This is a genomic window from Mesorhizobium huakuii (assembly GCF_030160235.1).
GTDB classification, from domain to species: Bacteria; Pseudomonadota; Alphaproteobacteria; order Rhizobiales; family Rhizobiaceae; genus Mesorhizobium; species Mesorhizobium huakuii.
The window spans coordinates 41,079-62,030 of sequence record NZ_BSNY01000008.1 but is presented as its reverse complement, the minus strand read 5'-3'; the positions used below and the strand labels follow the sequence as shown (position 1 = coordinate 62,030).

The window sequence follows — 20,952 nt, the reverse complement described above, 5'->3', positions numbered from 1 at the left end:
TTACTTCCCCAACTCGATCGACCGCAGCCGAGCCGCCTCGACTGCCTGTGTCAGCAGATTGGTCAGCCGGTCTTCGCCCATCAGCACGCCAAGCGCCGCAGCCGTCGTGCCGTTCGGGCTGGTCACCTGCTGGCGCAGCACGCCGGGGTCCTCGTGGCTTTCGGCGGCGAGCGAGGCCGCGCCATAGACCGTCTGCATGGCGAGCAGCCTGGCGGTTGCACCAGGCAACCCTGCCTTCTCGGCGGCCACGGTCAGCGCTTCGATGAAGTGGAAGATATAGGCCGGCCCCGATCCCGACACGGCGGTCACGGCATCCATCAGGCCCTCGTCGTCGATGATCGCCACTTCACCGCTCGCCGACAGCAGGTCGGCGACAAAGCGCTTGGTATCATCGGAGACGAGCGGGTTGGAAAACACCACCATCATGCCCTTGCCGATGGAAGCCGGCGTGTTGGGCATGCAGCGCACGACAGGCGCGCGGCTGCCGAGGATATCTTCGAAAGTGGCGACCGGTGTGCCGGCGGCGATGCTGACGAAGGTGGTGCGGCCATCGCCGAAACGCTTGTAGTCGGCGGTGACGTCGCGGATCACCTGCGGCTTCACCGCGATGACGACGAGGTCGGGCACCGCATCGGCTGGAATCTCACTGGCATCCGCTGCCGTGGCGCAGCCAAGCGTAGCAGCGCGCTGGCGCAGCTCCGCATTGGGTTCGACCACGAAAACCGCAGAGGGCGCGAGCTTGCCGGATTTCAGCCAGCCCGAAAGCATGGCGTAGCCCATATTGCCGCAGCCGGCGAGAACAAGCCTGATCGTCATAGAAAGCCCTCCGAAGGAAGGCTTTGACATAGACGCTCACGCTTCAGGGGGGAAGCCCCGTCAGGACGGACGGGAGCCACGCACCGGGATCGGCCGCAGCGACACCTGCCTCAGGCCAAGCACGCCAAGCATGAAGAAAAGCCAGACCGGATCGCCGCGATGGAAGAAGAAGCTTTCGAGGAAAGCGTTGAGCGCGGTGAACAGCACCACCATCATGAAGAAGTCGCCGAGATAGATGTTTTCCTTGCGCAGCGGAATGCGCATGTAGTCGCGCAGCGGCGCGATGAGGAAGGTGTAGACCGCCACGCAAAGGGCGGGGATGCCCATAAGCACGGCGATGTCGAGATAGCCGTCATGGCCGTGCACGATGGTCCGGATGTCCCACGGCCGGTCGAAGGGTTGGTCCTGGTTGAGCAGCAGCGGCGTGCCCCAGAAACTCTCATAGCCGTAGCCGGTCCATGGCTTCTTCGCCAGCATCGAGCCGGCGAACTCCCACAGCGTCGTGCGCCCGGTATAGGTCAGGTCGGGGAAATAGATCGCCGCCAGATGTTTCACCGGCGGTAGGAAGACGATGCCCAACGTGCCGACCGCGGTGGCGATCATCGCCAGCGCGAACAGGATCGGCGTGCCGAGCCGCATGCCCATCAGGCTCGGAAACATCACGATCAGGATCGAGAACGGCACCAGGCCGGCGGTGGTCTTGGAGCCGGTGTGCAGCATGAAGATCATCGCCGCGCAGAAGATCCCCGCGCCCCACCAGCGTTGCCCGCGCCGGTAGAGGTAGAGGCCGGCGAAACTGAAGCAGGCCATGATCGGGCCGGCGATGTTCTTGTGGGTGAACACGCCGCGCCACAGGCCGGCATGTTCCGGCTCCTGGGAGTCGGCCGTGTGCAGCGCTTCGTGCGGAAAGACGATCAGGCCGAGATAGGAAAGTCCCATCACCACGACGGCGGTGAAGATGACGACTCTCGAGAAGGACTCGGCATCGCGCGGCAGCGCCAGGATCGTTGCCATGGTCAGGATGCCGATCATGGTGAAGGACGCGGCGCGCATCGCCGAGGGCGGGTCGGTCGCCAGCACCACCGACAGGAAGAAGAAGCCCAGCATCAGCACCCAGGACGGGCTGAGCAGCGAGCGCACGATGCGCGGATCGGCGAAGGCCATCAGCGAGAAGATCGAAATGGCGCCGAGCGAGCCGAAGCCGAGCTGGTTGACGATGTCGCCGCCGTCGCCGGTGAGTTCGGCGCCGGCCGGCTGGAACGGGCGGAAGGACACCATGATGACGGTGAACAGCAGTGCGGCGATCGCCGTCGCCACGCCGTCGCGCGTGAACGCGTCGATGAGCGGGGCGCGCTCAGTTTTTCTCGGGCTGGCGATACTGCTCATTGGCATATCCGAATTCGGCCAGCACGCGGCCGAGCGCCACATGGACGGGGTAGATGGCGATCGCCGGCGATCCTGTGCGCGCCAGCCGGATCAGGCTGCGAAACGGCGCGGCGGCCAGCAGCGCCAGGCTCTTCGCCAACACCTTGGCGCCGGCCAGCGGCGTGCCGGCGCGCTTCTTCTTCTCGACCAGCGTCGAGATCACGCCGTTGCGAAGGCTGCGGGCCCGGATCCAGTCGGACTCGACGCGCCGCGCCGGGACGGTCTCGCGAACCTTGGCCTGCGCGCACCAGCCGAGTACAAAGCCCCTCTGCGCCGCCCGGCTGAGAAAGTCGGAATCGCCGCCGCCCATGAAATTGAATTTCAGGTCGAGGAAGGGCGGCCCCATGGCGATCAGCACGTTGCGCCCGACCAGAAGATTGCCGGACGAATAGAGCGCCGGCACGCGCCCGGTTTCCCGGTAGGGCGGCGCGAACACCGGATGCTCGGCCCATCTCGCATGGGCAGCGTCTGCGAAGACAGGCACTTGCGGGCCGCCGACAATATCGGCGCCGAGCGTCTCGGCAGCCGTGCACATGCGTTCCAGCCAGCGCGGATCTGCGATCTCGTCATCGTCGATGACCAGCAAATGTCTGAAGTTCGGAAAGTGCTGAATCGCCGTCTGCCAGCCGGCATTGTAGGCGCTGCAATTGCCCCGCTCTTGCGCGATGATGACCATGCCCGGCATCTCGCCGCGCTCGAACAGCGGCAGCACCGCCTTGGCGCCTTCCCGCGCCTCGGCTTCGTTCTCCATGACGATGACGGCAAAGCGCCTGCCGGTCCGCTGCGCGCGCAGCGAAACCAGCGTTTCCAGCACCTGTTCGGGCCGCTTGAAGGTCGGCAAGGTGACGACCGCTTCGACAGTCTCGACGTTAAGCCGGGGAGACCGTCCAGCGATCGATACCAAACCATCCGATGGCAAAGGAATCATCCGCGTCCAGCCACATGGTGAGTCGCGTTCTGGTAGCACCACGGTGATAAGCTTTCGTTAATCACCTTGCGCGCAGAGGCCCGCCAGGCAGGGGCTTTCGGCCGTCGATCGTGCTCGCTTAATCAAGGGTTCACCGCACTTTGCTACCGGCTACACCACAGGATAGGTGAGATGCATCTGCTGTTCGCCACATCAATCGTGCCCGACGGTGCTCTCGCCTCGGGCTACGAGATCGCCAATGCTGCGATCATCGCCGCGTTGCGGCAGGCTGGCGCGCGCGTCACGGTCATCGGTTTCACCTGGCCCGGGAAGGCCGCGGCCGACCCGGAAAACACCGTGGTGCTGGGGGCGATCGACGTGCGCACCGAAAGCGCCTCAGCGCTGCAAAAGCTCGCCTGGGTCGGCAAGGCGACGCTGTCGGGCCTTACCTTCGCGTCGGTCAAGCTGCGTGCGGTGTCCGAGCACGAAGTGCAGGCCGCTCTCGAACAGGCGGGGCCGTTCGACGGCTATGTGCTCAATTCCGTGCAGTTTGCCGGCGCCTTCGAAAAGCTCTTCGAAGACAAGCCTTCGATCTTCGTCGCCCACAATGTCGAGCATCTCTCGGCGCGGGAAAACGCGGCTGCCGCCGGCGGCATTTTTCAGCGCCTGCTGTTCCGTCGCGAGGCAAGGCTGCTCAAGATCGTCGAAGAGCGTCTCTGCCGCCGCGCACGCTTTGTCTTCACGCTGGCCGAGGAGGATCGCGCGGCACTCGGCGTCGCCTCCGACGACCGCTCGGCGGTGCTGCCGCTGGTGACCGGCGCCACGGCGCCAGCCCGAAACGGTCCGCGTCGGATCGACTGCGACGCTGCGTTGATCGGCACCTGGACCTGGCAGCCGAACCGCATCGGCCTGGACTGGTTCCTGGGCAGAGTGGTGCCGCATCTGCGGCCCGGTTTTCGCATCCGCATCGCTGGCCACATGCCGTCCGGCGTCACCTCGGCGCATCCGGGTGTCGAGTTTGTCGGCCGTGTCCCGGACGCCAGGGCATTCGTACGCGGCGCGGCCGTCATTCCGCTGATCAGCACCGCTGGTAGCGGCGTGCAGTTGAAGACCATCGAGACCTTCGAACTCGGCCTGCCGTCGGTCGCCACCAGCCGCTCATTGCGCGGCATCGACCATCGCCCCGACAATTGCATCGTCACCGACGATCCGGCCGGCTTCGCCAGGGCCCTGGAGGCCGCGGCCGCCGATATCAAGGACGTCGATGGCGGCGCGTTCCATCGCCAGCAGGTCAAGGCGCTGGATGTCGCCATCCGGCATGGCCTGGAAAAACTCGGGGCCGTCAGGCAGGAGGTGCTTGCATGAATATGCACACCGCCCGCGCGGCCTTCGGGCTCGACAGCTTGAAGACGATCCTCGGCATCTCCGTGCTCGCCATCCGCTGGGACGATGCCATCGCCCTGCTTACCCGCCTGATCGCCGAGCGGCGCTTCACCAAGGTCAGTTTCCTCAACGCGCACAATGCCAACATCGCCTATTCAGACCCGGTCTTCGCCGAGGCGCTCGACGATTTCCTCATCCTGCCGGACGGCATCGGCGTCGATCTCGCAGCGCAGCTTCTCCATGGCGCGCCGTTTCCGGACAATCTCAACGGCACCGATTTCGTGCCGGCCTTCCTGCAGGCCTCGACGCGGCCGCTGACCGTCGGGTTGCTCGGCGCGACGCGTGTCAACGCCGAAGCGGCGGCGGTCAAGCTGGCAGCCCTTGCCGTGCATCACAATTTCGTGGTCATCCATGACGGCTATTTCTCCGCCGCCCAGGAGCCGGAGATCATTGGCCGGATCGCGGCGCTGCGGCCCGACATGCTGCTGGTCGCCATGGGCGTGCCGCGCCAGGAACTGTGGATCGCCCGCCATATCGACGAACGCCACTGCACGATGCCGGTCGCGGTCGGCGCGCTGCTGGATTTCCTGAGCGGCTCGGTGCCGCGCGCGCCGCTGTGGATGCGCCGCCTGCGCCTGGAATGGTTGTTCCGGCTGGCGGTCGAACCAGGCCGGCTCTGGCGCCGCTACGTGGTCGGCAATCCTGTGTTCCTGTGGCGGGTCGTCAAGCAGAGATGGTCGCGTGGCGCCGATACGGCTGGAGAACTCCGTTGAACAAGCGGTTCGTTCCAGATGCCCTTGCCGGCTCGGGCCTGTTGCCGAAGACGCCGACGGTGGCGGTGGTGACGGCAAGCTATGCGCCGGATTTCGAGCGCTGCCGGCTGTTGTGCGAGACGCTTGACCGGCATGTCTCCGGCGCCGCGCACCACTACATCCTGGTCGAACACCGCGATATCAAGCTTTTCCGTCAGCTGGAGACAGACCGGCGCACTGTTGTCGACGAGCGCGACCTGCTGCCACGCTGGCTGCGCGCTTTCGACGATCCGCTCAGCCTGTTCCGCCGGCGGGTCTGGTTCAGCCTGAAGACGCAACCGCTGCGCGGCTGGCACGTGCAGCAATTGCGCCGCATCGCCATCGCGGCGCATGCCAGCGAAGACGTCCTTGTCTTCTGCGATTCCGACGTCGCTTTCCTGAAAGCATTCGACTGCGCCGCGTTCTGGCGCGACGGCAAGGCGCGGCTGTTCCGCCGCGACGGCGTGCTGGCCGGTGACGGTCACGACGAGCATCGCATCTGGTCGCGCAATGCGGGTTCGGCGCTCGGCATTGATCCGTCTCGCGTATCAACCCATGACTACATCTCGACGCTGATCGCCTGGCGCCGCGACACCGTGCTTGCCATGTGCGGCCAGATCGAGAAGGTCCATGGCCGCGACTGGGTCGAAGTCGTCGGCTCGGCGCGCAGATTCTCCGAATGCATGATCTATGGCCGCTATGTCGACGATGTGCTTGATGGCGCCGGCCACTTCCACGGTTCGGAAGAATTCTGCCGCGTCCACTGGACGGGCGAAGCCTTGTCGGACGATGAGTTCCGCCGCTTCGTTGCCGGCATGGCGCCGGAGCAGGTGGCGATCGGCATGCAATCCTTCATCGGCACCGATATCGGCCGCATCCGCCGCCTGATCGGATTGGATTAGCCTGAGCAGGAATTCAGGTCAGGCCGGCCTCACCTGAATTCAGATCGCCTTCGCCGGCCTGCGCAGCGCCGAATAAGTCAGCAGCATCGAGGCGAGATAGAGCAGCAGGAAAACGATGTTGAGCGACAGCACCAGCTTCGACGTATCGGCGATGGTGGTCAGCACATAGGTCAGCAGGAGTGCCTTCAGGGCGGCGAGCAAACCGAGGTTGAGCGCCCGCACCGCCGTCTGGCCGCGGGCGAACAGGAGCTCCGCCTGGTATTCGACCAGATTGCGCAATCCCGGAACGCAGATCGCCAGCGCCACCAGCGGCGCGGCCTCGGAGACGTTCCTGCCGAGGGCGTTGGGGAAGAAATGCAGCACGATGCCGAGCGCCAGCAGCGCCAGCGTCGAAACCAGGAACACGCCGCCCTCGATGCCGCTCTTGACCGCCAGCCGCGACAACAGGTCCGGCGCGCGCATCATGCGTTGCACCAGCATCATCGAGAAGGTGCGGATCGGGATCGCGGTCAGGTCGACCAGTCGCATGATGATGGCATAGATGCCGGCCAGATGCGGGCCGCCGATCGCCAGCACCAGCAGCTTGTCGAATTCCGATTGCAGGTAGAACAACACTTCCGCGCCGGCGACGTAGATGGAATCGGCAAGCCGCCGCAGATAAAGCTCGATGCGCAGCCGCAGTCTCTGGCGCGGATAGAACCAGCCGAAAGCCAGAAGCAGCGAGGCGGCGTTGGCGCCGATATAGAACCACGACCAAACCCAGATGCTGTGCTGCGCCGAAACCATGAACAGCCCCGCGCCAAGCGCCCGCAGTGCCGTCGCCAGGATCGCCAGGATCGCGGCACGGCCGAACTTGCCGAGCCCGTTGTTGACGATCAGCGCCACCTCGACTGGCCGCCACAACAGCGCTTCGGCAAACACGATCGCCGAAAACACCGACAGCGGCACGGTGCCGGCGAAGAAGATCAGGTAGATCCCGAATGAGGCCAACGCCAGGAACGGCAGCGAGACGATGGCGAGCAGCAGGAAGCCGGCTGTGAAGGTGCCGATCAGATTGGGGCGGATGGTGGCGGTGCGGTAGAGCGCCGAGATGAAACCGAAGGCCAGGATCCGCGACAGCATCACGCCCGCCGCCGAAGCGGTGGCGAACATGCCGAATTCCGAGATCGACAGCGTGTTGGCGAGCGCGATGAAATAGGCCAGCGAGAACACCAGTCGCCCGCCGGCGCCGCTGATCGCCGAAAAATAGTCGCGCACCAGCCCCCGTCGCTCGGCCACGAAAGTGCCGATCCGGGCGAAAGTGCGCCTTTGCGGTATGCCGCGAGCTTCGGTCATGTGCCGGGAAGCCATAGGCGGGAAAGCTTAACGTGCCGTTCTGAGGCCCGAAAGCGCTGAGATTCCGGCACTTGAAGGTTATGAAAAGCTTACATCCCGGCATGCGAAATTAACCTTTTGTTTCCTATGCCTGTTTAGCGTGGCTTAACGAATAGCCGACCGCCGCCGCCCAGCGGCCAAGAGTGAAGCTCCAAGACAATGGTCGACAGGGAAAACCGTGAAGACTGGAGGCGCGAGCGTTCCTTGCTGGCGCTGGGCCAGGCCATGCGCGGTGAGGATGACGCATCCCTGGTCTCGATAGGCGATCGCGCGGATTCGGTATGGCGCGAGGATGCCGCCACGCGCCATCGCCTTGCCCGTTCGCGGCGTGAGGCGCGGGCGAACCCAACGCCGTCCACCGCTGACGAAAAGCGGTTACCGCCCGATGGGCAGCCGGAAGCAACTGCACGAAACGACACCTGGCGCTCACCGGCGGACGCCGGCACCGGCGATCTGCCGCCGGCCATGCCGCACGCACGGATGGTCGCTGAAGAGCCTTCCGGCAGCGCTCGCTCGGATGACAGGTCCGGATCCCGTCAGGCAGGCGAAGCCAATGCACCCTTTGACAATCGCAGGGACGACCAGCAGTGGAAGCCTCTGATCGATCCGATGCAGGTCGTGCGTGGCATTGCCAGGTCGAAACTGCTGATCATCACCACCACCCTGATCGGTGCCGGGCTCGGCATCGCGATCGCGCTGTCGACGCCGAAGAAATACGAATCGATGACGGAATTGGTCGTCGATCCGCGCGATCTGAAACTTTCGGACCGTGATCTCACCCAGATGGCGGTTGTTCCCGACGCGACACTCGTCAATGTCGAAAATCAGATCAGGTTGCTGACCTCGGGCACGGTGCTGGGCAAGGTCGTCAACAAGCTCAATCTCGCCGACGATCCGGAGTTCAATGGCCAAGGCACGGGCGGCCTGGGCGTCATGTCACTGATCCGCTCGATCCTGTTGCGCCACGACGGACCAGGCGGTGGCGATGAACCGCGTCGCTTGTCGCTTGCCGTCGGCAATCTGGCTGAAAGCCTTTCGGTCGAGCGCGCGGGCAAGACCTCCACGATCGTGATCGGCGTCACCACGCAGAACGCCCAGAAATCGGCGCTCATCGCAGAAACGATGACGGATGTCTTCCTGCAGACCTCGGGTGAATTTCAATCCCTCACCGCCGGCCGGGCCAACAACGAATTGACGGCGAAACTCGAGGAAATGCGCAAAAGCGTCGAGACGGCCGAGCGCAAGGTCGAGGATTTCAGGGCCACGCACGACCTTGTCGACGCGCAGGGCCACCTGATCAGCGATGATCAGATGCTCAAGGTCAACGAGCAACTGTCCGTTGCTCGCGCCCGTACGGCGGAACTGAACGCCCGCGCGGCCTCCGCCCGCTCGATCAATGTCAATTCCGTGCTCGGCGGCACTTTGCCGGAAGAAATCAATTCCAACACGATGAGCGATCTGCGCGCGCAATATGCCACGCTCAAGCAGGAGGCCGATCGAGCGGCGGTCCGGCTGGGTCCGCGCCATCCCGAACTCCAGGCGCTCAACGCGCAGCTGGCCGGAGCACGCGATCGCATCGCCGCGGAACTCAGTCGCATCGCCTCGTCGCTGCAGGTTGACCTGAAACGCTCGATCCAGGTCCAACAGGACTTGGCATCGCAACTGGCGCAGATGAAGGTCCGCAGCGGCGACGTCAACGGCGACCTCGTCTCGATGCGCGAACTGGAGCGCGACGCCGCCGCGAAGCGCTCGGTCTATGAACAATATCTGCTGCGCGCCAAGGAGATTGGCGAGCAGAAGGGCATCAATACCGCCAATATGACCGTCATCTCGCCGCCCTCCGTCCCGCTCGAGCCGAACGGTCCATCGCGGGTCGTGATGGCGCTTGCCGGCCTGTTCCTGGGCTTTGCCTCCGGCGTTGGTCTCGGTGCGATGCGTGGCGCCTATGAAAGCCTGCGCGAGACCGCCACATCGCGTTCGCGCCGCGATCGCAAGACGCCTGTCGAAGACCAGGCATTCCGGGCAGCGCCGCCGCCCGCGCCGCCAATGCCGGCCGTGCCGGTACCGCCGGCGCCACCCCCGCCGCCAGCACCGCCACCACCCCTGGCGCAGGCCGAAACTGCTCCCGCCGAACGGCCAGGGCGTGTCGCGGCGCTCATGGCGAAACTGCGCAATGCCGTATCCCGCAAGCCATCCACCGAGGCGGACGATGACAGCGAATTCGCCGCATTCGGCGGCAATGCGCGGCCGGCGGATGCCGCCATGCCCTCCGGCTTCCCGAACCCGGATGCCGCCTTCATGCCTCGGTCGTCGGACTATTCGCGGCTGCCTTTCCCGCCAGGCTTCGATGCCGTCTATTCCCAGCCGATGGGGCCGCCGTCGCGGTCACCGATAATGCCGCTGCAGCCGCTCTATCCGGCTCCGCCGCCCTATCCCCCTGCTCAGCAGGCGGGCTATCCGCAGCCCCGGCAGGCGCCGCCGCCCGCAGGTTACCCCTATACCCAGGACATGGCGCCCAATGCCGGGCATATGCCATACCCACCGCAGCCTGCGCCGCCGCAGCCACCGGCCTATTCAACCCAGCCGCCGGCTGAGCCTTCGCAGGTCGAGGAAAGCGCCGAACAGGCGCCGATCGAGGAAATTCGTGCCAGCCTGCGCGAATTCCGTGAGGCGGTGCGCGAACTCACCGAGAGCCGCGCCCGCCGCCGCTACTTCTGAGCCACCGAATACTTCGCGGAGGCCGAACAAAACCATCCCGGTTTTCGCGTAAACGGCATGGGACGGCGCTTTGACGGGATTGCGTGCGGGAATTTTCGTGACAATGCCGCGCTGCATGCTGCCGGCGCCGGGATATTGCGTTGCCGAAAGCGGTGTCGGGCGAAACAGGGTTGAGGATGGTTCATGGCCGAAGTGATTGACGGAAAGAGCGTTGCCGAGGATGTGGTGCGGACGGTCAAGGCCTTGACCGCCGAGCTGGTCGCCAAGGGCAAGGCCAAGCCTGGTCTGGCCGTGGTTATCGTCGGCGAGGATCCGGCGAGCCAGGTCTATGTCGCTTCCAAGTCGCGCACCGCCAAGGAATGCGGCTTTCATTCGCTCCAGCACACGCTGCCGGCCGAGACTTCCCAAGAGGCGTTGCTCAAGATCATCGCCGACCTCAATGCCGATCCGGCGGTCAACGGCATCCTGGTGCAGTTGCCGCTGCCCGGCCACATCGATGCCGGCAAGATCATCCAGGCGATCGCGCCCCAGAAAGATGTCGACGGCTTCCATTTCATCAATGTCGGCAAGCTTGGCACAGGCGAACTCGACACGGCCTTTGTTCCCTGCACGCCGGCCGGCTCGATGCTTCTGATCGAGCGCGTGCGCGGCAAGGACCTGTCCGGCCTCAACGCCGTCGTCGTCGGCCGCTCCAACATCGTCGGCAAGCCGATGGCCAATCTGCTGCTTGCCGCGAACTGCACCGTCACCATCGCCCACAGCCGCACCAAGGACCTGCCGGCGCTTGCCCGCACCGCCGACATTCTTGTCGCCGCCGTCGGCCGGCCGGAAATGATCAAGGGGGACTGGGTGAAGCCCGGCGCCACAGTCATCGATGTCGGCATCAACCGCATTCCGGCGCCCGAGAAGGGCGAGGGCAAGTCGCGCCTCGTCGGCGATGTCGCCTACGCCGAGGCGGCCAAGCAAGCTGGCGCCATCACGCCGGTGCCTGGTGGTGTCGGGCCGATGACCATTGCCATGCTGATGGCCAATACGTTAGCTTCTGCCTACCTTGCGGCCGGACTGAAGCGGCCCTCCTTCTGAGCCCGGGTTGACCCTGAAAGCGCCAGTTTTGCCGAACCCCACCATTTCCCCGGAACGGCCGGTCACGAGTGATCCCGTTCAAGGTGGCCGGCAGTTCGCCTTCCTGCTGGTCGACAAGTTTTCCATGTTCTCGCTGGCCGCGGCGATCGACACGTTCCGGTCGGCGAACCGTCTGCTCGGCCGCGATTTCTATGGCTGGACCACGGTGTCGGCCGATGGCGATCCGGTGATGGCGTCCAACGGCCTGCCGCTCAAGATCGACTATGCCGTCGCCGACCTGCCGCCGGTCGACATCCTGTTCGTTTCGGTTGGGCTGACGACCGAATTTCCCGGCAAGAGCAAGGTTCTGGCGGCGTTGCGCAGCTGGGGCCGGCGCGGCAACGCACTTGGCGCGCTGTCGGTTGGGTCCTACCTGCTGGCCGAAGCCGGCCAGCTCGACGGTTACCGCTGCACCATCCATTGGGAAAACCGCGCCGGCTTCATGGAGCGCTTCCCCGACATCAACTGCACCGGCAATGTCTTCGAGATCGACCGCAAGCGCTACACCTGCGCCGGCGGCACCACCTCGATCGATTTGATGCTGGAGATCGTGCGCGGCGATTTCGGCTCGAACCTCGCCAATGGCGTCGCCAACCAGTTCCAGCACGAGCGCATCCGCTCGGCCGGCGACCGCCAGCGCGTCGGGCCGGAACGCGACCTGACCGGCAAGTCGGAGAAGCTCAGGCGCATCGTCGAGCTGATGGCCGACCACCTCGACGAGCCGCTCTCAGCGGTTCAGCTCGCCAAATCGGCCGGCCTTTCGGTGCGGCAGGTGGAACGTCTGTTCCTGCGCCACCTCAACGTGACGCCCGGCCGCTATTACATGCGGCTGCGGCTGGAGCGGGCACGCGAATTGCTGCGCCAGACCAACATGCCGATCCTCGACGTGGCGATCGCGACCGGCTTCACCTCGCATTCCTATTTTGCCCAGAGCTACCGGCTGCAGTTTGGGCGACCGCCCTCGGAAGAGCGCCGCACCACCTACTGAGCGGCCCGGAAACAGCCCAAATACCCCCACCTTTTCGCCGGGTTGAAAACCGCGACAGGCCAAGCAATGCTCCCGCCGGCGGGGGTCGTCGGCTGGCATCGAGACATTGATGTCGATGGCGATGCTAGCCCGGCCTGATGTTGGAGGGCATCAGGCGAATGCGGGCAGATACGGGCGTTAGGGGACAATGGGGCAGGCCTTGACGAGCAAGCGCGACCGCCGCCTTCGCGACTGGAAGGAAATCGCCGCGTTCTTCGGACGCGACGAGCGCACTGTACGCCGTTGGGAACAGCAGCGCGGTCTGCCCGTGCACCGGATCTCCGGCGGTGCCAGGAACCTGGTGTTTGCCTATACGGACGAGCTCGAAACGTGGCTGCGTGGCGGTGAACCGGCCGCATCCGACGATGTCGAGCCCCTGGCCGAGGAACCGGCCGTGCCGCCCTTGGCTACGGTTGCGCGAACGACCGCCCCAGCCGCTCCGGCCAGATTTTCGAAATGGCCCCAAGTCTTGCCGCTCGCCTTCGGCGCGGTTGGATTGGTGTTGCTCGCGATTGCCGGCACGCTGGTCATGCAACATGCCGATGCGCCTCCGGCACGGGTCGTCTACCGACCCGATTCCCGGGTCCAGGATCTCTACCTCGACGCCGTTTATCATCTCGGCACCCGCCAGGCCGACGGCTTCACCCATGCGATCCAGCTGCTGACAGAGGCGACGACGCTCGACCCGAATTATGCGGATGCCTATGTCAAATTGGCCGAGGCCTACAACACGATCAGCCAGTTCACGCTGATGCCGGCCAACGAGGCCTATCCACGCGCAGTCGCCGCCGCCGAACGAGCGATCGCGCTCGACCCCGACAATGCCGGTGCCCATGCCGCCCTTGCCTTCACCACCTTCTACTGGACGAAGGATTTCCCGCGATCGAGGGAGCTGTTCGAACGTGCCATCCGGCTTGATCCGAATGCCGCGCAGACCCACCATTGGTATGCCCTGACCCTGATGGTGACAGGCGAGACCGCCATCCCCTTGGCGGAGATTGGCAAAGCCCAGGCGCTGAACCCGGAATCCCGCGCCATCATCGCCAACAAGGCGCTCATCCTGTTTTATGCCGGCCGGGTCGATGATGCCGTGATGATCCTGCAGCAACTGGCCAAGGCCGAACCTAACTTGCGGTCTCCGCCAGAATATCTGGCAACCATCTATCTCGATCAGGGCCGCTTCACCGATTTCCTGCGCGAATACCGGCGCGCTGCCGACATCGCCAGCAACAGCGCCCGCCTGGCCATTGCCGACGCGGCCGAGAAAGGTCTGCGCGAAGACGGCGGCGAGGGACTGTTGTCAGCCATGTATGCCGAGCAGATCCGCCAATATGAAAGGAACCTGGAGCCCGCCTACAAGGTGGCGTGCACGGCGGCGATGCTGGGGCGCAACGACGAGGCGGTCCGCTACCTCGAAGAGGCGATGCGGCGCAAGGAGGACGATATGCTGGGCATCCGCATCGAGCCTGCCTTCAAGGGATTGCGGTCCGATGCCCGATACCGCGCCATCGTCGAGCACGAGGGCTTCAGGCCGGCTCCGCCGGTTGGCGCCTGAGCCGCTGGCTGCGTCCGGGCTTGTGTCCCGGCACGCGCTCAAATAGCTTTGGGCCGCAGGCGGGGCGGCTACTCAGGAGATCTTGATGGTGGGACTTTCACGGAGCATCGCTGCGGCGATCCTCCTTTTGTCGATGACGACGTTCGGCTTTGCCGCAAACAAGGTCATCATCATTCTCGACGCTTCCGGCTCGATGTGGGCGCAGATCGACGGCAAGCCCAAGCTCGAAATCGCCCGCGAGTCCCTGAGGACCGTGCTTCAATCGGTTCCCGCCGACGATGAGATAGGCTTCATGGCCTATGGCCATCGCGAAAAAGGCAGCTGCGACGACATCCAGCTGATCGTGCCGCCCCAGGCAGGCTCGGCAAGCGCCATCACGGATGCCGCCGACAGTTTGAAATTCCTTGGCAAGACGCCGTTGACGGCGGCCGTCAAGCAGGCGGCCGAAGCGCTGAAATACACCGAGGACAAGGCAACGGTCGTCCTCATCACCGATGGGTTGGAAACCTGCGGCGGCGACCCCTGTGCGCTGGGCAAGGAGCTCAAGGCATCCGGCGTCGATTTCACGGCCGATGTGGTCGGCTTCGGATTGACAGCCGACGAGGGCAAGCAGATCGCCTGCCTGGCTGAAAACACCGGCGGCAAGTACATCCAGGCCTCCGACGAGAAGGCGCTGCAGGAAGCCCTGGTCGAAACCGTCGCTGCCCCGGCACCGGCACCCGCGCCTGAACCGGCTCCCGCACCGGCGCCTGCGCCGAAAGCAGCCGAGGTCGACTACAACCTCATCCCGCAAGCGTTCTTGAAAGAGGGCGGCGAGGTGCCGAAGATCGACGTCTACTATGAAGTCTTTCCGGACGATGCCAAGGGTGTCGGTGGAGACCATGTCAACGACGGCTACAACGCCGTCAAATTTCACGTTCCCGCTGGCAACTACATCGTCGTCGCCTCGAGTGGCGCCGCCAAGGCCGAGCAGAAGGTTTCGTTAACGGCGGACAAGGCTACGGAGCTGGCGCTCAATCTGAACGCCGCCGAGATCTCCATCCACGCGCGGCCGGCGCCGGGAGCCGATGTCGACCGCAATGCGCAGATCAGCATTGCCTATCCTGGCGGCACGTCGGACAGCAACTATGGCGAGGTCAAGTTCGTCGTCCCGGCTGGCGAGACGAAGGTCACCGTGAAGCTGGGAGCCGGCGAGGCGAGCGAAACCCTGCAGCTTGCCCCCGGCCAAGTGGTCGACAAGGACATGATCGTCGGTGTCGGCAAGGCCAAGGCCAATGCCTTCTACACTCAGGGCGGCGAGAAGGCCGAAACCGATGTGGGTTGGAAGGTGTACAAGGCCGCCAAGAAACTCGACGGCAGCCGCGATCAGGTGACTTACGCCTACGGCCCCGACAGCCAGTTCGATCTGCCCCCGGGCGACTATGTGATGGGCGTCGATGTGCAGGCCGTGACGAACAGCCCTTCAGCGTGACGGTCGGGCAGATGACCGATGTCAGCGTGACGCTGAACGCGGGCGTCCTGGCCGTCGACGCGCCAGGGGCGGATGGCTTCAAGATCTACGAGGCCAAGAAGAACATCCAGGGCGAACGCAAGCAGGTGACCTACGCCTATGGGGAGAAGATGCAGACCACGCTGGTGGCGGGCGACTACGTGCTCGTGACCAACTTCACCTCCGACAAGGCCGACAAGGAGACGCCCTTTACGGTCAAGGCCGGGGAGCGGAGTGAACTCAAAGTCGAGTAGCATCCGGCAGAACGAACAAAAAGGGCGGCTCAAGGCCGCCCTTTTCATTTGAAAGTCAGGAATATCAGGCCGTTCCGAAGGCGCTGGCGCCGTGGTCGGCCCGGCCCACCAGCTGGCGGAAGCCGGCGAAAAGCTCGCGGCCGAAGCCGAACTCATTGCCGATGAGGTCGGCCTCGGCGGTACGGCGCAGCGCGAACTCGGTCCCCTCCACCAGCACCTCCAGCGTGCCGGCATCGGCGTCGAGGCGGATGATGTCGCCGTCATGGATCCGGGCGATCGGCCCGTCCTCGACCGCCTCCGGCGTCACATGGATCGCCGCCGGCACCTTGCCGGATGCGCCCGACATGCGCCCGTCGGTCACCAGTGCGACGCGCTGGCCGCGATCCTGCAGGATGCCGAGCACGGTGGTCAGCTTGTGCAGTTCCGGCATGCCGTTGGCCTTCGGGCCCTGGAAGCGGATGACGGCGATGAAGTCGCCGGTCAGCGTGCCGGCCTTGAACGCCTCGTTCAGGCCCTGCTGGCTGTCGAACACCTTGGCCGGCGCCTCGATGATGCGCCGTTCCGGCTTGACGGCGGAGGTCTTGATGACGGCGTGGCCGAGATTGCCCGCCAACACCTTCAGGCCGCCTGTCGGCTGGAACGCCTTGTGGAACGGCGCCAGCACCTTTTCGTCACCGCTGGCCCGCGGCGAGGCCTCGCGCACCACGGAGCCATCGACGCCGAGCTTTGCCTCGACCGCATAGGGTCGCAGGCCTTCGCCCCACACCGTCTGGACATCCTCGTGCAGCACGCCCTCGTCGAGCAGTTCGCGGATCAGGAAGCCGAGCCCGCCGGCGGCGTGGAAATGGTTCACGTCGGCAAGCCCGTTCGGATAGACGCGGGCCAAGAGCGGCACCGCTTCCGACAGGTCGGAAATATCCTGCCAGGTCAGCGCGATGCCGGCTGCCGCCGCCATGGCGATCAGGTGGATGGTGTGGTTGGTCGAGCCGCCGGTGGCATGCAGGCCGACGACGCCGTTGACGATCGAACGCTCGTCGATCATCCGCCCGGCCGGCGTATAGGCATTGCCGAGCGCGGTGATGGCCAGCGCCCGCTTCGTCGCTTCGCGGGTCAGCGCATCACGCAACGGCGTGCCGGGGTTGACGAAGGAGGCGCCCGGCGTGTGCAGGCCCATGATCTCCATCAGCATCTGGTTGGAATTCGCCGTGCCATAGAAGGTGCAGGTGCCCGGCCCATGGTAGGATTTGGACTCGGCTTCCAGGAGTTCGGCGCGCCCTGCTTTGCCCTCGGCATAGAGCTGGCGAACCTTCGCCTTCTCGTCGTTGGGCAGCCCGGTCGTCATCGGTCCGGCCGGAATGAACACCGCCGGCAGATGGCCAAAGGTCAGCGCCGCGATCACCAGCCCCGGCACGATCTTGTCGCAGACGCCGAGAAAGACGGCGGCGTCGAACATGTTGTGCGACAAACCGACCGCCGCCGACATGGCGATCACGTCGCGCGAGAACAACGACAATTCCATGCCGGGCTGGCCCTGCGTGACGCCATCGCACATTGCCGGCACGCCGCCGGCCACCTGGGCGATGCCGCCGGCCTCGCGCGCTGCCTCCTTGATCAGGGCAGGGAAGGTCTCGAAGGGCTGATGCGCCGACAGCATGTCGTTATAGGAGGTGATGATGCCGAGATTGGGCACCTTCTCGCCGCCGAGCGCCAGCTTTTCCGAGGGGCTGCACACGGCAAAGCCGTGAGCGAGGTTGCCACAGGACAGCACCGACCGGTTGGCGGTCTGGTTCGACGCTTCGGCGATACGGCCGAGATAGCGCTCGCGGCCTGCCTTCGAACGTTGGCGGATGCGCTCCGTGATGGCTTCGATGTCACGTCTTGCGGTCATGGCGGTCGGTCCTTTCAGGCGAGGTCCCGGAAACATCCTCCCGCCGTTGCCGGGACCACTAAACGTAAAATCAGGGCGCCCAGAAAACCTCTACGGGTCTGGGTGCGGCGTCGAGCACGGCACGGATCGGCTTTCGTGGCCCGGGCGCGACCGCGCCGTCGAAGGCGGTGCGCTTGTCCTCGCCTTCTATGTGCAGCGCTATGAAGCCGGCATCGATGATGCGCGCCAGCGTCAGGGTCAGCCGCGGCTCGCCCGCGCTCGCCGCGTGAACCGGCAGGATGATCCTGTCCGAGGCAGGGTCGAGCAGCTTGGCCAGATCATCGGCGTCGGGAAAGAACGAGGCTGTGTGGCCGTCCGGTCCCATGCCGAGCACCACGACGTCGAGCGGCCAGGGCAGGGAGCGCAGCGCCGCATCGTCCGATGCCGCCGCATCCTCGATGCCGGATGCTTCATGGTAGAGCGGCACGAAACGCGCCGCTTTTGCGGCATTCTGCAAGAGATTGGCGGCCACCAGCCCGGCATTGGAGCGCGGCGAGGAGGCCGGCACGAAACGCTCGTCGACCAGCGTCACGATCACCTTGTCCCAGGCGATCGGCATCGCCGAGAGGGCGGCGAAGAATTTTGCCGGCGTCGTGCCGCCGGAGACGGCCAGCACGGCCGTGCCGCGCTCGGCGATCGCCCTTGCCAGCCGATCGGCCACGCGGCCGGCCAGCGCCGCGGCCAGTTGCGGCCGGTCAGGGAAAGCGTTCCAGTTGTAGCTGGCGCCGTTCAATTGCTCTCGTGCCATGTCCGCCCGTCACGTTCGATCAGCGCTATCGAAGCCGACGGCCCCCAAGTGCCTGCCGTATAGCCCTGCGCTTCCTGCTTGGCGCCTTCCCAGGCATTCTGGATCGGGTCGATCCATTTCCACGCGGCCTCGACCTCGTCGCGACGCATGAACAGCGTCTGGTTGCCGCGGATGACGTCCATTATCAGCCGCTCATAGGCATCGGGCGCGCGGCCGTCGAAGGACTGCGCGAAGCTCATGTCGAGCGAGATCTGGCGCAGCCGCATGCCGCCTGGGCCCGGATCCTTGATCATGATGAACTGCTTGACGCCTTCGTCCGGCTGCAACCGGATGACCAGCTGGTTGGCGAAGATCGGCCCGGCGCTGTCGCCGAAGATCGAATGCGGGATCGGCTTGAACTCGATGACGATTTCCGAAACCCGGGTCGCCAGCCGCTTGCCGGTCCTGAGGTAGAACGGGACGCCGGCCCAGCGCCAGGTGCCGATCTCGGCCTTGATGGCGACGAAGGTCTCGGTGTTGCTATCCTTGCCGAGTTCCTCGACATAGCCTTTCACCGGCCCGCCGGCCGATGCACCGGCACGATACTGGCCGCGCACCGTGTGCTTCGGCGCCTCGTTGCCGTTGATGCGCTTCAGCGCCCGCAGCACCTTGAGCTTCTCGTCGCGCACGGCATCGGCGTCCATCGACGACGGCGCCTCCATGGCGACGAGGCAGAGCAGCTGCAGCATGTGGTTCTGCACCATGTCGCGCAGCGCGCCGGCCTTGTCGTAATAGGTGACGCGGTCTTCCAGGCCGACGGTCTCGGCGACCGTGATCTGTACGTGGTCGATATGTGCGGAGTTCCACAGCGGCTCATAGAGCGCGTTGGCAAAGCGAAGCGCCATCAGGTTCTGCACCGTCTCCTTGCCGAGATAATGGTCGATGCGGAAGATCTGGCTTTCGTGGAAGTCGTCGCCGACCAGATCGTTGAGCGCCTGCGCCGAGGCAAGGTCGCGGCCGATCGGCTTCTCCAGCACGATGCGCGAGTTCGGCGTGATCAGCTTGTGCTCCTTGAGCTTGTGCGAGATGTCGCCGAACAGCGCCGGCGCAACCGCCAGATAGAAGGCGCGGATGCTCTCGCTCTCGCCGATCGCCTTCTTAAGCTTGTCGAAGCCGGCGCCGGTCGTCGCATCGGCCGAGACATAGGAAAGCCGCGCCAGGAAGGTCTTCAATTCCTTGGCGTCGATATCGGCCGGCTTGACGTGGTCGGAGATCGCCTGGCTGGCGAAGGCCCGGAATTCCTCGTCGCTCATTTTCGAGCGCGAGGTGCCGATGATGCGCGTCGGCTCGGAGAATTGGTGGTCGCGCTGGCGATAGTAGAGCGACGGCAGGAGCTTGCGTTCCGACAGGTCGCCGGTGCCGCCGAAAATGATGAAGTCGAAAGGGTCGACGGGAATGATCTGGCTGGTCATGGTCTGTCCGCTTTGACACCGGTCGCGAGTACGCGGCTGATATATTCTAATCGATTTAAATTTTCCAGTGCCATGGTGTCACATCGAGGACCAATCGCTGGATATTGATTGGGTCCACCTGTGCGCTTGACACTGGCGCTTGCCGGAGGCTTGTCGGTGAACGAAGACTCCGGAAGCTTTCGCAGTTGCAGCATAGAACGTGAATGTGACGAAAGCTAAGGGAGAAATGGCGCCTTGTCTGTCGCGGCATGGACCGTGCCGGTCTGTCGCCTTATTGGTTCCAGGAAGACATCGATGAGCGGGAAAAGCATGCGTCTGGAAAACAAGGTTGCCGTCATCACGGGCGCGGCATCCGGATTCGGTGAAGGCATGGCCAAGCGTTTTGCCGAAGAGGGCGCTCGCGTGGTGGTCGCCGACCTCAATGCCAAGGGCGCGGAGCGCGTCGCCGGGGAGATCGGCAAGGCCGCGATCTGGACGCAGACCGACGTCTCGCTGCGCTCCGAATTCGACGAGATGGTCTATGCCGCAAAAAGCGCCTTCGGCCGCATCGACATCATGGTCAACAATGCCGGTTACACCCACCGCAACGGCGACATGCTGAAAGTCGACGAGGAAACCTTCGACCTGATCACCGCTGTCAACATGAAGGCGATCTATCACGCGGCTCTTGCGGTGGTGCCAATCATGGAGCGGCAAGGCGGCGGCGTCATACTGACCACGGCCTCCACCGCTGGCCTCAGGCCACGGCCCGGCCTCACCTGGTACAATGCCTCGAAAGGTTGGGCGATCACCGCCACCAAATCGATGGCGGTGGAACTTGCGCCGAAGAACATCCGCGTCAACTGCCTCTGCCCGGTCGCCGGCGAAACCGGCATGCTGGAGAAATTCATGGGCGCCGACACGCCCGAGATTCGCGAGACCTTCCGCGCCTCGATTCCGCTCGGCCGGCTTTCGACCCCGCTCGATATCGCCAATGCCGCACTCTGGCTGGCATCGGATGAAGCCGCCTTCATCACCGGCGTGGCGCTGGAGGTCGATGGCGGCCGCTGCATCTGAAGCGCAC

17 protein-coding genes are annotated in these 20,952 nt (G+C 64.9%); 10 read left to right on the top strand and 7 right to left on the bottom strand.

Annotated features, from left to right (window positions below; genetic code table 11):
* From proC to QQK95_RS02290, 3 genes are read right to left on the bottom strand one after another with little or no spacing between them, the layout of a single operon-like run.
* Complete coding sequence (gene proC / locus QQK95_RS02300; protein WP_284268471.1) at positions 1 to 816, bottom strand: pyrroline-5-carboxylate reductase; 816 nt, start codon at positions 814 to 816, stop codon at positions 1 to 3.
* A 60-nt stretch (positions 817 to 876) separates the two neighbouring features.
* Positions 877 to 2,202: an O-antigen ligase family protein gene (locus tag QQK95_RS02295; RefSeq protein WP_284268470.1), complete on the bottom strand. Its 1,326-nt coding sequence runs from the start codon at positions 2,200 to 2,202 to the stop codon at positions 877 to 879.
* Positions 2,171 to 3,169: a glycosyltransferase family 2 protein gene (locus QQK95_RS02290; RefSeq protein ID WP_284268469.1), complete on the bottom strand. Its 999-nt coding sequence runs from the start codon at positions 3,167 to 3,169 to the stop codon at positions 2,171 to 2,173. Before QQK95_RS02290 ends, QQK95_RS02295 begins: the two co-directional genes overlap by 32 nt.
* Before the next feature lie 171 nt (positions 3,170 to 3,340).
* On the opposite strand from QQK95_RS02290, the gene QQK95_RS02285 reads away from it, so the two are divergent.
* From QQK95_RS02285 to QQK95_RS02275, 3 genes are read left to right on the top strand one after another with little or no spacing between them, the layout of a single operon-like run.
* The gene (locus QQK95_RS02285) at positions 3,341 to 4,513 is read left to right on the top strand and encodes a glycosyltransferase (RefSeq protein WP_284268467.1); all 1,173 of its coding nucleotides are present in this window, start codon (positions 3,341 to 3,343) and stop codon (positions 4,511 to 4,513) included.
* Positions 4,510 to 5,304 carry a WecB/TagA/CpsF family glycosyltransferase gene (locus tag QQK95_RS02280; protein WP_284268465.1) on the top strand — a complete coding sequence of 265 codons (795 nt, stop codon included), beginning with the start codon at positions 4,510 to 4,512 and terminating at the stop codon, positions 5,302 to 5,304. Before QQK95_RS02285 ends, QQK95_RS02280 begins: the two co-directional genes overlap by 4 nt.
* Positions 5,301 to 6,224 carry a DUF6492 family protein gene (locus QQK95_RS02275; protein WP_284268463.1) on the top strand — a complete coding sequence of 308 codons (924 nt, stop codon included), beginning with the start codon at positions 5,301 to 5,303 and terminating at the stop codon, positions 6,222 to 6,224. Before QQK95_RS02280 ends, QQK95_RS02275 begins: the two co-directional genes overlap by 4 nt.
* Before the next feature lie 39 nt (positions 6,225 to 6,263).
* On the opposite strand, the gene QQK95_RS02270 is transcribed toward QQK95_RS02275, so the two are convergent.
* Entirely contained in the window at positions 6,264 to 7,559 is a 1,296-nt protein-coding gene (locus QQK95_RS02270; protein ID WP_284268461.1) for a lipopolysaccharide biosynthesis protein, read from the bottom strand.
* 198 nt (positions 7,560 to 7,757) lie between these two features.
* Here QQK95_RS02270 and QQK95_RS02265 point away from each other — a divergent pair, with 198 nt between their 5' ends.
* From QQK95_RS02265 to QQK95_RS33410, 6 genes are all read left to right on the top strand, one after another.
* Entirely contained in the window at positions 7,758 to 10,316 is a 2,559-nt protein-coding gene (locus tag QQK95_RS02265) for a GumC family protein (protein ID WP_284268459.1), read from the top strand.
* A 183-nt stretch (positions 10,317 to 10,499) separates the two neighbouring features.
* The gene (gene folD / locus QQK95_RS02260) at positions 10,500 to 11,399 is read left to right on the top strand and encodes a bifunctional methylenetetrahydrofolate dehydrogenase/methenyltetrahydrofolate cyclohydrolase FolD (protein ID WP_284268457.1); all 900 of its coding nucleotides are present in this window, start codon (positions 10,500 to 10,502) and stop codon (positions 11,397 to 11,399) included.
* A 28-nt stretch (positions 11,400 to 11,427) separates the two neighbouring features.
* Complete coding sequence (locus QQK95_RS02255; RefSeq protein ID WP_032938715.1) at positions 11,428 to 12,426, top strand: GlxA family transcriptional regulator; 999 nt, start codon at positions 11,428 to 11,430, stop codon at positions 12,424 to 12,426.
* Positions 12,427 to 12,625: 199 nt separating this feature from the next.
* Positions 12,626 to 14,020, top strand: a complete 1,395-nt coding sequence (locus QQK95_RS02250; protein ID WP_284268455.1) for a TPR end-of-group domain-containing protein — start codon at positions 12,626 to 12,628, stop codon at positions 14,018 to 14,020.
* Between the two features lie 85 nt (positions 14,021 to 14,105).
* Positions 14,106 to 15,491: a vWA domain-containing protein gene (locus QQK95_RS02245; protein WP_322791204.1), complete on the top strand. Its 1,386-nt coding sequence runs from the start codon at positions 14,106 to 14,108 to the stop codon at positions 15,489 to 15,491.
* A gap of 11 nt (positions 15,492 to 15,502) precedes the next feature.
* Complete coding sequence (locus tag QQK95_RS33410; RefSeq protein ID WP_322791203.1) at positions 15,503 to 15,763, top strand: hypothetical protein; 261 nt, start codon at positions 15,503 to 15,505, stop codon at positions 15,761 to 15,763.
* A gap of 64 nt (positions 15,764 to 15,827) precedes the next feature.
* Here QQK95_RS33410 and edd read toward each other — a convergent pair whose 3' ends face one another.
* The 3 genes from edd to zwf form a co-directional block, all read right to left on the bottom strand.
* Positions 15,828 to 17,651 (bottom strand): phosphogluconate dehydratase, encoded by a 1,824-nt coding sequence (edd, locus tag QQK95_RS02240; RefSeq protein WP_284268453.1) that lies wholly within the window; start codon positions 17,649 to 17,651, stop codon positions 15,828 to 15,830.
* A gap of 70 nt (positions 17,652 to 17,721) precedes the next feature.
* The gene (gene pgl, locus QQK95_RS02235) at positions 17,722 to 18,438 is read right to left on the bottom strand and encodes a 6-phosphogluconolactonase (RefSeq protein ID WP_284268451.1); all 717 of its coding nucleotides are present in this window, start codon (positions 18,436 to 18,438) and stop codon (positions 17,722 to 17,724) included.
* A complete protein-coding gene (gene zwf / locus QQK95_RS02230) occupies positions 18,420 to 19,889 on the bottom strand; it encodes a glucose-6-phosphate dehydrogenase (protein ID WP_284268450.1) in 1,470 nt (489 codons plus the stop codon). The genes pgl and zwf overlap by 19 nt, the downstream gene beginning before the upstream one ends.
* A 309-nt stretch (positions 19,890 to 20,198) precedes the next feature.
* Between zwf and QQK95_RS02225 the strand changes: the two genes are divergently transcribed.
* Positions 20,199 to 20,945 (top strand): SDR family oxidoreductase, encoded by a 747-nt coding sequence (locus QQK95_RS02225; RefSeq protein WP_284268534.1) that lies wholly within the window; start codon positions 20,199 to 20,201, stop codon positions 20,943 to 20,945.
* The last annotated feature ends 7 nt before the right edge of the window (positions 20,946 to 20,952 follow it).